This window comes from Pseudomonas sp. URMO17WK12:I6 (genome assembly GCF_003253625.1).
GTDB lineage: Bacteria > Pseudomonadota > Gammaproteobacteria > Pseudomonadales > Pseudomonadaceae > Aquipseudomonas.
In genome coordinates, this window is sequence record NZ_QKYZ01000018.1 from 102,902 (window position 1) to 113,958 (window position 11,057).

The 11,057-nt window shown below is 60.0% G+C and carries 14 protein-coding genes; 6 read left to right on the top strand and 8 right to left on the bottom strand.

Annotated features, from left to right (window positions below; translation table 11 throughout):
• Positions 1–5 precede the first annotated feature (5 nt).
• Together F475_RS25550 and F475_RS25555 are read right to left on the bottom strand one after the other, a co-directional pair.
• A complete protein-coding gene (locus F475_RS25550) occupies positions 6–962 on the bottom strand; it encodes a putative 2-dehydropantoate 2-reductase (RefSeq protein WP_064616717.1) in 957 nt (318 codons plus the stop codon).
• Entirely contained in the window at positions 959–1,345 is a 387-nt protein-coding gene (locus tag F475_RS25555; protein ID WP_111455034.1) for a co-chaperone YbbN, read from the bottom strand. The genes F475_RS25550 and F475_RS25555 overlap by 4 nt, the downstream gene beginning before the upstream one ends.
• Between F475_RS25555 and F475_RS25560 the strand changes: the two genes are divergently transcribed.
• Both F475_RS25560 and F475_RS25565 read left to right on the top strand, forming a co-directional pair.
• Positions 1,344–1,787, top strand: coding sequence for a PilZ domain-containing protein (locus tag F475_RS25560; RefSeq protein WP_081625788.1), 444 nt, complete (start codon positions 1,344–1,346; stop codon positions 1,785–1,787). The two genes, F475_RS25555 and F475_RS25560, sit on opposite strands and share 2 nt — an antisense overlap.
• A gap of 189 nt (positions 1,788–1,976) precedes the next feature.
• A complete protein-coding gene (locus tag F475_RS25565; RefSeq protein ID WP_111455036.1) occupies positions 1,977–3,053 on the top strand; it encodes a 3-deoxy-7-phosphoheptulonate synthase in 1,077 nt (358 codons plus the stop codon).
• 65 nt (positions 3,054–3,118) lie between these two features.
• Here F475_RS25565 and F475_RS25570 read toward each other — a convergent pair whose 3' ends face one another.
• On the bottom strand, positions 3,119–3,400 hold the full coding sequence (locus F475_RS25570) for a GNAT family N-acetyltransferase (RefSeq protein WP_007939987.1): 282 nt from the start codon (positions 3,398–3,400) through the stop codon (positions 3,119–3,121).
• 629 nt (positions 3,401–4,029) lie between these two features.
• Between F475_RS25570 and oprI the strand changes: the two genes are divergently transcribed.
• The gene (gene oprI, locus F475_RS25575; RefSeq protein WP_003172710.1) at positions 4,030–4,281 is read left to right on the top strand and encodes an outer membrane lipoprotei OprI; all 252 of its coding nucleotides are present in this window, start codon (positions 4,030–4,032) and stop codon (positions 4,279–4,281) included.
• A gap of 123 nt (positions 4,282–4,404) precedes the next feature.
• Here oprI and F475_RS25580 read toward each other — a convergent pair whose 3' ends face one another.
• The 3 genes from F475_RS25580 to F475_RS25590 all read right to left on the bottom strand — a co-directional run bounded on the left by F475_RS25580 (position 4,405) and on the right by F475_RS25590 (position 6,464).
• The gene (locus tag F475_RS25580; protein ID WP_018929800.1) at positions 4,405–5,376 is read right to left on the bottom strand and encodes a L,D-transpeptidase family protein; all 972 of its coding nucleotides are present in this window, start codon (positions 5,374–5,376) and stop codon (positions 4,405–4,407) included.
• A 132-nt stretch (positions 5,377–5,508) separates the two neighbouring features.
• Positions 5,509–5,802 (bottom strand): hypothetical protein, encoded by a 294-nt coding sequence (locus F475_RS25585; RefSeq protein ID WP_007899882.1) that lies wholly within the window; start codon positions 5,800–5,802, stop codon positions 5,509–5,511.
• A gap of 56 nt (positions 5,803–5,858) precedes the next feature.
• Positions 5,859–6,464 carry an arylesterase gene (locus F475_RS25590; RefSeq protein WP_018929801.1) on the bottom strand — a complete coding sequence of 202 codons (606 nt, stop codon included), beginning with the start codon at positions 6,462–6,464 and terminating at the stop codon, positions 5,859–5,861.
• A gap of 10 nt (positions 6,465–6,474) precedes the next feature.
• Between F475_RS25590 and F475_RS25595 the strand changes: the two genes are divergently transcribed.
• From F475_RS25595 to greB, 3 genes are read left to right on the top strand one after another with little or no spacing between them, the layout of a single operon-like run.
• Positions 6,475–7,158: an ABC transporter ATP-binding protein gene (locus F475_RS25595; protein ID WP_007939984.1), complete on the top strand. Its 684-nt coding sequence runs from the start codon at positions 6,475–6,477 to the stop codon at positions 7,156–7,158.
• Positions 7,158–9,662, top strand: coding sequence for an ABC transporter permease (locus F475_RS25600; protein ID WP_111455038.1), 2,505 nt, complete (start codon positions 7,158–7,160; stop codon positions 9,660–9,662). Before F475_RS25595 ends, F475_RS25600 begins: the two co-directional genes overlap by 1 nt.
• 59 nt (positions 9,663–9,721) lie before the next feature.
• Complete coding sequence (gene greB / locus F475_RS25605) at positions 9,722–10,219, top strand: transcription elongation factor GreB (RefSeq protein ID WP_018929803.1); 498 nt, start codon at positions 9,722–9,724, stop codon at positions 10,217–10,219.
• A gap of 33 nt (positions 10,220–10,252) precedes the next feature.
• On the opposite strand, the gene F475_RS25610 is transcribed toward greB, so the two are convergent.
• Positions 10,253–10,561, bottom strand: a complete 309-nt coding sequence (locus tag F475_RS25610; RefSeq protein ID WP_007939981.1) for a hypothetical protein — start codon at positions 10,559–10,561, stop codon at positions 10,253–10,255.
• A gap of 235 nt (positions 10,562–10,796) precedes the next feature.
• The coding region (locus F475_RS25615) for an integrase core domain-containing protein (RefSeq protein ID WP_019020896.1) at positions 10,797–11,057 on the bottom strand (261 nt) is incomplete at its 5' end.

An 11,057-nucleotide genomic window follows, 5' to 3' on the forward strand; every position in this document is an offset into this window, starting at 1 on the left:
CCGACTCAGTGGTTACGTCGGTCGATAAAACTCAAGCTGCGATACAAGGCCTCGATTCGCGGCAACTCACATCCCGCCGCCTTCGCCGCTGCCAGTGGCCGAGTGTAGATGGCGTCCAGTTCCAGCGGCCGCTTGTGCAGAAAATCGTGATGCATGCTCGGCCAGTAGTCGGGCATTTTCTCGGTCATCATGAACAGATAATCGGCGTAACCCGGCGGCATGTCATGACCGCAAGCCTTGGCCCCCTGAACCACTTCGGCCATCAAGGCCTGAATCAGCGCGCGGCTGTCGGCATCCGCCATCAACGGTGTGGTGCTGGCCCCGAGCAGCACCGACAGACCGTTGTAGGGAATATTCCAGACCAGTTTCTGCCAGCGCGCCTGCTGCAGATTCGGCATGGCCTGGGCGTCGATACCGGCCGTGCGGAACAATCCGGCGCCCTCCTCGACGATGTTCATGCGTACCTGTGCATCGGCGGCGGGGCCACTGTGGTAGCCGACATTCACCGCCCCCAGCGCTTGATGGGTGATGACCCCGGGGCCGGCGCGATGGACGCAGATCAGACAAAGCCCGCCCAGCAGGTGCAGCGAATCGGGGAGCAACTCGCGCAGATGGTCTTCGACGTCCAGGCCATTTTGCAGCAACAGCACTTTGGCATCAGGTGCCGCGGCTTGAATAATGGCCGGTGCCAGGTCCGCGTTGCTGGTGGTCTTGGCGCCCACCAGCAGCCAGTCACAGGGCGGCATGTCGGCAGCCGACGAATAGGCCTGGACCGGGTTCAGGGTCAGCGGGCCCAACGACGCATGGTCAAGATGCAAGCCGCGTTCGGCCACCGCTGAAAACTCGCTGCGCAACAGAAAATGCACATCGAAGCCGGCACGCGCCAGCATCAGCCCGTAGAAACCACCGATCGCGCCGGTACCGATAATGCCGATTGTCGGCTTGGCCACTGTGCCTGTCATGGCAGCTCCTCTGCTGGTCGATTCAACGCCTGCTCCACAGCCTCGTTGAGCGCTGTGCGGGTCAGGCGCGACTGTAACGCCCCGAAATACTCACCGTCGCGCACCACAAACAGTGCCGGCAAATGAAAGACCCGATAACGCTCAACCACCCCGCCATTGCTTCCGGCATCGATCCAGCACAGCCGATCGACCGCCAGTGCGAGCCAGGGCAACTGCTCGCGGGCAAAACGGCAACTGGCACAGCCGACGCTGGTAAAAATCACCAGTGAAATGCCGCTCATTGCCAGCAACCGTTGGTCGGCGTCGAAATCGGTCAGTTCCAATTCGACCACTATACTGGGAGAAACAGTGTCAAGTGGCCGACACAGGGAGTCCGTGTTCATGAGACGTTATCTTCCTCATCCTGACGATGTGCCCGTCGAATTAACGTTGCTCAAACATGAGTGTATTTCGCGGCAAGAGCTGCACACTATCAGCCTCGGCGGCATGGCTTGCAATTACCACCGCGCGTGGCGCCACGGTACGGCGCTGGAAATACGCATGCCGACCCTGAACCCGGACTTGCGTTTCCTGGGTTATGTGGCGTGGTGCTTGCGACGCAAACGCGGCTATCTGGTGGGGATCGCCTTCGTCGACGAACAGACGCTGTTTTGCGCGCGGATGGGTGAGCAGATCTGCCAGATCGAACGTTACTGCCGTCAGCATGAACCCCAAAGCCAACAGCAGAACAATGAGACCCTGGCCCTCGAGTGGGTCCAGCAGCACGCCGACGAGTTCTCCCACGATACGGTCAGCAAGGCATTTGCGCAGCCAATGGCCGGTTAGGGTGCATTCCCCATCAGTTTCCCCGCCACGGTGGGGGAAACTGATGGGGAATGCCCATTAAACCGGTGTCTGCCCATTGTCGAGCCACGGTGTAACGCGCTAAGGTTCTGCTCCCCGACGCGCTTAATTTGCTGTGCTCCGCCGCGCGGGCTCGCTGGCGGCCGGCACCCGTGACCTGACGAGTAAACGATGGCTGATTTACCGATCAACGACCTAAACGTCGCCTCCAACGAGACCCTGATCACTCCCGATCAGCTCAAGCGTGATATCCCTCTGAGCGACGCTGCCCTGCGCACCGTCACCAAGGGCCGCGAAGTCATTCGCAACATTCTTGATGGCACCGACCACCGCCTGTTCGTCGTGATCGGGCCGTGCTCGATCCATGACATCAAGGCTGCCCACGAATACGCCGAGCGCCTGAAAGTGCTCGCGGCCGAAGTGTCCGATACCCTGTATCTGGTCATGCGCGTGTATTTCGAGAAGCCACGCACCACCATTGGCTGGAAAGGCTTGATCAACGATCCGTACCTGGACGACTCGTTCAAGATTCAGGATGGCCTGCACATCGGTCGTCAGTTGCTGCTGGACCTGGCCGAGATGGGCCTGCCGACCGCAACCGAAGCCCTCGACCCGATCTCCCCGCAATACTTGCAGGACCTGATCAGCTGGTCGGCGATCGGCGCACGCACCACCGAATCCCAGACGCACCGTGAAATGGCTTCCGGCCTGTCTTCGGCCGTCGGCTTCAAGAACGGCACCGATGGCGGCCTGACGGTGGCCATCAACGCCCTGCAATCGGTTTCCAGCCCGCACCGTTTCCTGGGCATCAACCAGGAAGGTGGCGTATCGATCGTCACCACCAAGGGCAACGCCTATGGTCACGTGGTACTGCGCGGTGGCAACGGCAAGCCGAACTACGATTCGGTCAGCGTCGCGCTCTGCGAGCAAGCGCTGAAAAAGGCCAACATCAAGCCGAACATCATGGTCGATTGCAGCCACGCCAACTCCAACAAGGATCCGGCCCTGCAACCGCTGGTGATGGAGAACGTCGCCAACCAGATCCTCGAAGGCAACCAGTCAATCATCGGCCTGATGGTCGAGAGCCACTTGAACTGGGGCTGCCAGGCAATCCCGAAAGACCTCGCCGACCTGCAATACGGCGTGTCGATCACCGATGCCTGTATCGATTGGACTGCCACTGAAAACACCTTGCGCAGCATGCATGCCAAGCTCAAGGACGTGTTGCCTAAACGCAATCGCAGCTGATCGCCGTTTCGCGCATAAAAAAACGCCAGGTTTGAACCTGGCGTTTTTTTATGCGTTGGTTTTGCTCACAGCTTGGCAGCATGCCGCTGATGACGCTCCATGTAGCGCTCCACGTAGGAGCACGATGGAATCACCGTGTAGCCCATTTCATCAGCGTATTGCAGCGCCTGCTCGGTCAAAGCCGCCGCAATGCCGCGACCACGCAACGCGTTGGGCACAAAAGTGCGATAAATATCCAGGGTCTGTTTTCCCAGATCCATATAGGTCAGGTAGGCACGATAACCGTCCACAGTGGTCTCGAACTGATGACCAGCCTGGTCATGGTGGATGGACAACGCCTCGCTCATCACTACTCCTCGCGGGTCTTTAATTCTGACCCCTACCTTACCGATGTTTTTCCGGCGAAGGAACAACTACGCCACCCCGTGCCTGAATGGACACCGAGAGAGCCGCACCAATCTCGCGCAACCGAGCACGTATCAAATAGTAGGCACCATTGGCAAAAATGCTCAAGGGACGCTCGTCATTGTGCATCGGGTGGCGGGTGTTGCCGCGGATTACGCAGGAACGGCTCGACCGAACGGGTCAAAGCCTGAACATTGCCGGATATTGAGACTTAAGACGAGCGCCCTTTGTTTAAGTCACCTCAACATGGATAAAGATATGCGAGAGGCTGCGCAAAATTCGAACACAAGTGTAGACAAACCCATCTAGACGGACTTTGGGCAAGACCAAAAAACAGCCGCCGAGCCAGGGAACTTTTTCCCAACGGCTCGCTCAGTTCGGGCCTCGTAGCTGGATATTTTTTATACAACGCAGTTAAAAGTTGCTCGAAAAAGAATCAACGCCTACAATTTTTTTTGCTTCTTGCGCTACGTCAGTTTACTTACTACAAGTAATGGGTAGTATGTACGCCGGCTATTTCCTCACTCTGAGGAGACAGCTACTTAATAGAAAGTCCTTGAAGGGGAACACGATGAACAACGTTCTGAAATTCTCTGCTCTGGCTCTGGCCGCAGTTCTGGCTACCGGTTGCAGCAGCGTATCGAAAGAAACTGAAGCACGTCTGACTGCTACTGAAGACGCAGCAGCTCGCTCCCAAGCTCGTGCAGACGAAGCTTACCGTAAAGCTGATGAAGCTCTGGCTGCTGCTCAAAAAGCACAACAGACTGCTGACGAAGCTAACGAGCGTGCTCTGCGCATGCTGGAAAAAGCTAGCCGCAAGTAATAATCCTTCGGGATTGTTATCAAGCCGATCCATTTTTTGGGTCGGCTTTTTTATTGCCTGAGGTTTCTGCAGGCCATAAAAAACCCGCCGATGCGGCCTGCATCGGCGGGTTGCTTTAACGCGTTACTGCTGCAGGTCGATCGGCGCACTCGAGACCATCGGTGCCGACGTATTCGGCACGGCGATTTCCACCGGCAGGCCATCCTCAGCGGCGACCACGTCGCGCACTACATCCCAGTTCATGCGCAAGTTGTTGGTGATGTCCTCACGCTTGAGCATCGCATTGATCACGGCGGTGTGCTTGTCGACCACCGAAGGGTTGCCCTTGTCATCCAGCGGCGTGTGCGCTTCCAGATAAACCTTGCCGCCACTGAGGCCGAACTTGTACGGATCGTTGAGGATGCGAACCGACGTCCCTACCGGCACCATGCTGGCCATTTCCAGCACGTTGTTGTTGAACATGCGGAAGCAACCGTGGCTGGTACGCATGCCAATGCCGAACTTCTTGTTCGAACCGTGGATAAGGTACCCCGGAGTGCCCAGGGTGAATTTGAATGGCCCCAGCGGGTTATCCGGGCCGGCCGGCACTACGTTCGGCAGTGGGTCGCCATCGGCGGCGTGCTCAGCCTTGATCGACGCTGGAGGGGTCCAGGTCGGGTTCGGCGTCTTGGCGACGATGCTGGTGTGGGCAATCGGCGAACCCCAGCCTTCACGGCCGATACCCAGCGGGAAGGTGTACACCACGTTCCGGCCTTTCGGGTAGTAGTAGAGGCGGTATTCAGCCAGATTGATGACGATGCCTTCACGCGGGCCAGGTGGCAGGATGAAGCGCGTCGGCAGGACGATTTCGGTACCGGCGCCCGGCAGCCATGGATCGACGCCAGGGTTGGCCGCGACCATTTCCAAATAGCCCAGGTCGTAGGTGGTGCCAAGGTCGGCGAAGGTGTCTTCGTATTTGGCCTTGATCACTTGCACCTGGCCGACAATGTCTTCACCGGGTGGTGGCAGGGGCAACTCCAATGCTGCAACGGGACCCGCCACGCAGAGCGCAGCAAGAGACAGGCAGCGGGTGACGGCGGGAAAGCGCGGCAACATCCGGAAAATCCTTCGCATGATCGACAAGGGTATAAAAACCCGATTGTACACCGCCGCCCGTTATTTCGGGGAGATGCAAGACCTGCGGCGAGGGGGATTACCTGTGGTGGAAGCTTTCCTGTGGCAAGGGAGCTACAGCTCGAACCGCAACTCAGGCCAGATCGGCGAAGTGCCGCGTTTTTGCGATTCCAGAATGGCCCGGCACAGCGAGCACAGGCGCTGGTCCTGGAAGACCGTGCGATCGACGCTCGACCAGCGTGGTTGCGCCGGCAACAGGCTGCCGCACAGGGTTCGGTCCGCCGAGCCGCCCAGTTCCAGCTGACGGGTCACCAGATGCACCCGCACTTCCTGGCAGGCGAACAGATCCAGCTGTTCGTCAGGCTCGATCAGTTGATAGGCAAAAAGGGACCAGGCGGGACGCGGCATCGGGGCCTCCAAATCGGGGGCGCCACCTTAGCCGAAACGCCGCCGCTAGAAAAGCGTCAAAGCAGCGGTTTCAGTGTCGGCCAGACATTTTCCAGCAACTTGCCCTGAGCCCCCGCCGCCGGGTGCAGGCCGTCGGATTGCATCAGGTCTGGATGACCGCCCACGCCGTCGAGAAAAAACGGCACCAACGGGATTTTTTTCTCGTCGGCCACCTTGGTGAAAGCCTCGGCAAATGCCTGGGTGTAACGCGCACCGTAGTTGGGCGGCAACTGCATGCCCAGCAGCAGTACCTTGGCACCACTGGCGCGGGAGCTGTCGATCATCGATGCAAGATTTTGTTGCAATTGTGTTGGCAGCATTCCGCGCAGTCCGTCATTGCCCCCCAACTCGAGGATAACCAGCTCAGGCTTATGCTCTGCAAGCAGCGCCGGCAGGCGTGCCCGGCCTCCGGCACTGGTGTCGCCACTGATGGATGCATTGACCACCTTATCGTCGAAACCTTCGTGCTTGAGCCGTTGCTCGAGCAATGACACCCACCCCAACCGGGTATCCAGGCCGAAACCGGCGCTGATACTATCGCCAACGATCAGGACTGTACCCGCCGCTGCGTTCTGGGCCATGCACATCAAGGCCAGGCCAGCACTCAAAAACCACACACGCATCGGATTCTCCATGGGCGCAAGCATTCTCACCGCGAAGAACCTCAGCAAAGTGGTTCCCAGCGCGGAAGGTGAACTGACTATCCTGCACGAACTCAGCCTGGAACTGAACAAGGGCGATAGCCTGGCCATTGTCGGCGCCTCCGGTTCCGGCAAATCCACCCTCCTCGGTCTGCTTGCCGGCCTCGACCTGCCGAGCAGCGGCGAAGTCACTCTCGCCGGCCAAGGCCTGAGCAATCTCGACGAAGACCAGCGCGCGCGCATTCGCGCCGAGCACGTGGGGTTTGTCTTCCAATCCTTTCAACTGCTCGACAGCCTCAACGCCCTGGAAAACGTCATGCTGCCGCTGGAACTCGACGGCCGCAAAGACGCCCGTGAGCGCGCCACCGAGCTGTTGCAACGGGTCGGCCTGGGTCAACGCCTGACCCACTCGCCGCGCCAGCTCTCCGGTGGCGAACAGCAGCGTGTGGCGATTGCCCGTGCCTTCGCCGCCGAGCCCGATGTGTTGTTCGCCGATGAGCCCACCGGCAACCTCGACAGCCACACTGGCGAGCGCATCAGCGATCTGCTATTCGAACTCAACAAGGAACGCGGCACCACCCTGGTGCTGGTAACTCATGACGAACGCCTGGCACATCGCTGCCGGCGCCTGATCCGCCTTGAAGCCGGCCTGCTGGTCGCCCCTCTGGAGCCTTGATGGCACGCCTGCCGCTGTTGCGCCTGTTCAGTCTCGCCATTCGCCAACTGCTGCGCGATGCCCGCGCCGGTGAGTTGCGCGTGTTGTTCTTCGCCTTGCTGGTGGCCGTGGCGGCGAGTACCGCCATCGGTTACTTCGGCGCCCGCCTGAACGGCGCCATGATGCTGCGCGCCACCGAGTTTCTCGGCGCCGACCTGTTGCTGGAAGGCAGTTCGCCGGCGCGGCCGGAACAGATCAATAGTGGCATCGAGCTGGGCCTTGAACATGCTCAGGTGGTGGAATTTTCCAGTGTCATTGCCACCGACAACGGCATTCAGCTGTCCAGCATCAAAGCCGCCGATGACGTCTACCCGTTGCGCGGCGAACTGAAAAGCGCCCCCGCGCCGTTCGCGCAGGAAGCACCCGGTGGCGGTCCGAAACCCGGCGAAGCCTGGGTTGAAGCGCGACTGCTGACTGCGCTGGACTTGAAGATCGGCGACAGCATCGATGTCGGCATGAAAACCCTGAAACTGGCGCGGGTGCTGACCTACGAACCGGATCGCGCCGGTAACTTCTACAGCCTGACGCCACGGGTGCTGATCAATCTCAGCGACCTCGAGGCGACCGGCGTGGTGCAACCCGGCAGCCGGGTCAGTTACCGCGAACTCTGGCGCGGCAACGCCCAGGCGCTGGAAACCTATCGTCAATTGATCAAGCCAGGCCTGGCCGCCAACCAGCGCATCCAGGATGCCCGCGATGGCAATCGGCAGATCGGCGGTGCCTTGGGCAAGGCCGAACGTTACTTGAACATGGCCAGCCTGGTAGCGGTGCTGCTGTCCGGCGTGGCGGTGGCGTTGTCGGCGACACGCTTCGCCACCCGCCGATTCGATGCCAGTGCATTGCTGCGCTGTCTGGGCCTGTCCCGCCGGGAAACCATGGTGCTGTTCAGTCTGCAACTGACGGTTCTCGGACTGCTCGCCAGCATCAGCGGCGCCCTGCTTGGGTGGCTGGCGCAGCTCGGGCTGTTTGCGCTGCTGCATGATTTACTGCCGACTGACGTTCCACCGGGAGGCCTGTTGCCGGCCATTGCGGGGATCGGCACCGGGCTGGTCGCGCTGGCCGGTTTCGCCCTGCCGCCGTTGGCCGCTTTGGGGCGAGTCCCACCGCTACGGGTATTGCGCCGGGACTTGCTACCGATTCCCTCCAGCACCTGGATGGTCTATGGCGCGGCGTTGGGCGCCCTCGGCCTGATCATGTGGCGTTTGAGCCTGGACCTGGTGCTGACTTTCGCCCTGCTCGGCGGCGGCGTGATCGCGGCACTGGTGCTTGGCGGTTTGCTCTTGCTGCTGCTCAAGAGCCTGCGCCGGATGCTGGCCCGCGCCTCATTGCCATGGCGTCTGGGGTTGGGCCAACTGTTGCGCCATCCACTGGCGGCGGCGGGTCAATCCCTGGCCTTCGGCTTGATTCTGCTGTCGATGGCGTTGATCGCTTTGCTGCGTGGCGAGCTGCTCGACACCTGGCAAAACCAGTTGCCGAAAAATGCCCCGAACTATTTCGCCCTGAACATTCTGCCGGCGGACAAACAAGCCTTCAGCGATCGGTTGATGGAGCTGTCAGCACAATCGGCACCGCTGTACCCGGTGGTGCCGGGACGGCTGATCAGCATCAATGGCAAACCGGTGCAGCAGATCGTCAGCAAGGACTCGGCCGGTGACCGGGCCATTCAACGCGACCTGAGCCTGACCTGGGCGGCGGACCTGCCGGCGGGCAACAAGCTCACCGCCGGCAACTGGTGGGATCAGCAACCGGCGGATGAACTACCCGGTGTTTCGGTGGAAGGCAAAGTTGCCGAAAGCCTCAAGCTCAAGCTCGGCGATCACATGGTGTTTAGCGTTGGCGGGGTCAATCGGGAGGCGAAAGTCACCAGCCTGCGGGAGATCAACTGGGACAACTTCCAGCCGAACTTTTTCATGATCTTCCAACCCGGCACCTTGAAGGATTTGCCGGCGACCTACCTGACCAGTTTCTATCTGGCACCCGGTCACGACCAGCAGATCGTCGACCTGTCCCGCAGTTTTCCAGCGGTGACCATCCTGCAAGTCGAAGCGTTGCTGGAGCAGTTACGCAGCATTCTCGCGCAAGTGACCCTGGCAGTGGAGTACGTGCTGTTGTTCGTGTTGGCGGCGGGGATGGCGGTATTGTTCTCCGGCTTGCAGGCCACCCTCGATGAACGTATTCGCCAAGGCGCATTGCTGCGAGCGCTGGGCGCCGAACGGCAGTTGCTGGTCAGGGCGCGGCGGATCGAGTTCGGTTTGCTCGGCGCGGTCAGCGGGCTGTTGGCGGCATTGGGCTCGGAACTGGTGAGCCTGGTGCTCTACCGCTACGCCTTCGATCTGCCCTGGCATCCGCATCCATGGCTGCTGGTCATGCCGCTGATCGGCGCGGCGCTGATCGGCGGTGCCGGTGTGTTCGGCACGCGCCGCGCCTTGAACGCCAGCCCGCTGACAGTCTTGCGCGAGGGTTGATAAACTCAAGTACGCTTGTTTAAAAACCCGATTCAAGAACTCAACCACAAGAAGTCGCCATGAGCCGTTATCGCCCTCCCCGCACCGCCGGCACCGCGCTGATCACCCCCGAAGGTGAAGCGCGGATGCGCGCCGAGTTTCATGAGCTCTGGCATGTGCGCCGACCGCAAGTGACGCAATCGGTCAGCGAGGCGGCGGCCCAGGGCGATCGCTCGGAAAACGCCGAATACACCTACGGCAAAAAGATGCTGCGCGAGATCGATAGCCGTGTGCGCTTTCTCACCAAACGGTTGGAAGCGCTCAAGGTGGTCAGTGAAAAGCCCAGCGATCCGAACAAGGTCTACTTTGGCGCCTGGGTCACGATCGAAGACGAGGACGGCAAAGAGTCGCGCTATCGCATCGTCGGCCCGGATGAGCTGGACCTGAAGCTAGGCCTGATCAGCATCGACTCACCGCTGGCCCGCGCCTTGATCGGCAAGGCACTGGACGCCGAAGTGCGAGTGCAGACACCCACCGGTGAACAGTGCGTGTATATCGTGGCGATCGACTATTTTTGAGCCGCGGCGCTCTAAGTCGCAGCGCCCTGAGCCTCAGCAGCGGGCAATCAGCCCTTGGCGCGCGACGCGGGTCAGTTGCCTGATCACTTCAGGCGCGTCCTCGGCGCTGGGTGCCTGAATCACCGCCAGATCGAAACTGTCAGTCGCGAAGCGCTCCAGCGACTCGCCATCTTCGACAAACTGGATCAGGAATGCTGCCGGACCGCCGGTGCGACGTGGCCAGCCATCGAGGTAACGCAACAGCGTCGGCTGATGTTTACCGCCAAGCAGGATTTTTGGATTGCGCTGGGTGAGATGTGCCGTAATCGGCGCGGGGCGTACAACGGGGTTCAATGCATTCATTGTGTCGTGTCTCTGCCTCAAAAGTCTGCATGGCAGGTGAGAGGCAACACCGAACCAGCGCTTTAGCGGTATTTCGAAGCCTGTTTCAAGCTTCTATCGGCAACTGAATGAGTCACCTGGCGCCCCGCAAGTAGCTGTTTAAATCGGCGCATGGCAGCATCCTAGAGAAGCTGACCGGACAGTGTCAAGAATCGCCAGTGTCTAGTCCTGAAATAGGTTTACACCTGTTTCACCCTCAAAACGCCCGATGCACCGCATCGGGCGTTTTGCATTTCAACGATAGGTGCGGACGTTTGCTGTTGTAGATGCTTATCGACTCGTCGACCATTCGAATCGCCTCGGCCAGATCTCTAGGTCGGTGAAGCAGAAACTCTGTCTTCAAGATCCCGTTCACACGCTCTGCCAAAGCGTTCTGATAACAGTCATACCCGTCGGTCATCGAGCACCTGATTCCATGTTTGGCGTGCAACTTCTGGTAGAGATCAGAGCAGTATTG

What these genes read in the sequence shown, in the direction of transcription:
- F475_RS25550 (WP_064616717.1), bottom strand. Translation starts at nt 962, where the DNA reads ATGACAGGCACAGTGGCCAAGCCGACAATCGGCATTATCGGTACCGGC.
- F475_RS25560 (WP_081625788.1), top strand. Translation starts at nt 1,344, where the DNA reads ATGAGACGTTATCTTCCTCATCCTGACGATGTGCCCGTCGAATTAACG.
- F475_RS25555 (WP_111455034.1), bottom strand. Translation starts at nt 1,345, where the DNA reads ATGAACACGGACTCCCTGTGTCGGCCACTTGACACTGTTTCTCCCAGT.
- F475_RS25565 (WP_111455036.1), top strand. Translation starts at nt 1,977, where the DNA reads ATGGCTGATTTACCGATCAACGACCTAAACGTCGCCTCCAACGAGACC.
- F475_RS25570 (WP_007939987.1), bottom strand. Translation starts at nt 3,400, where the DNA reads ATGAGCGAGGCGTTGTCCATCCACCATGACCAGGCTGGTCATCAGTTC.
- oprI (WP_003172710.1), top strand. Translation starts at nt 4,030, where the DNA reads ATGAACAACGTTCTGAAATTCTCTGCTCTGGCTCTGGCCGCAGTTCTG.
- F475_RS25580 (WP_018929800.1), bottom strand. Translation starts at nt 5,376, where the DNA reads ATGTTGCCGCGCTTTCCCGCCGTCACCCGCTGCCTGTCTCTTGCTGCG.
- F475_RS25585 (WP_007899882.1), bottom strand. Translation starts at nt 5,802, where the DNA reads ATGCCGCGTCCCGCCTGGTCCCTTTTTGCCTATCAACTGATCGAGCCT.
- F475_RS25590 (WP_018929801.1), bottom strand. Translation starts at nt 6,464, where the DNA reads ATGCGTGTGTGGTTTTTGAGTGCTGGCCTGGCCTTGATGTGCATGGCC.
- F475_RS25595 (WP_007939984.1), top strand. Translation starts at nt 6,475, where the DNA reads ATGGGCGCAAGCATTCTCACCGCGAAGAACCTCAGCAAAGTGGTTCCC.
- F475_RS25600 (WP_111455038.1), top strand. Translation starts at nt 7,158, where the DNA reads ATGGCACGCCTGCCGCTGTTGCGCCTGTTCAGTCTCGCCATTCGCCAA.
- greB (WP_018929803.1), top strand. Translation starts at nt 9,722, where the DNA reads ATGAGCCGTTATCGCCCTCCCCGCACCGCCGGCACCGCGCTGATCACC.
- F475_RS25610 (WP_007939981.1), bottom strand. Translation starts at nt 10,561, where the DNA reads ATGAATGCATTGAACCCCGTTGTACGCCCCGCGCCGATTACGGCACAT.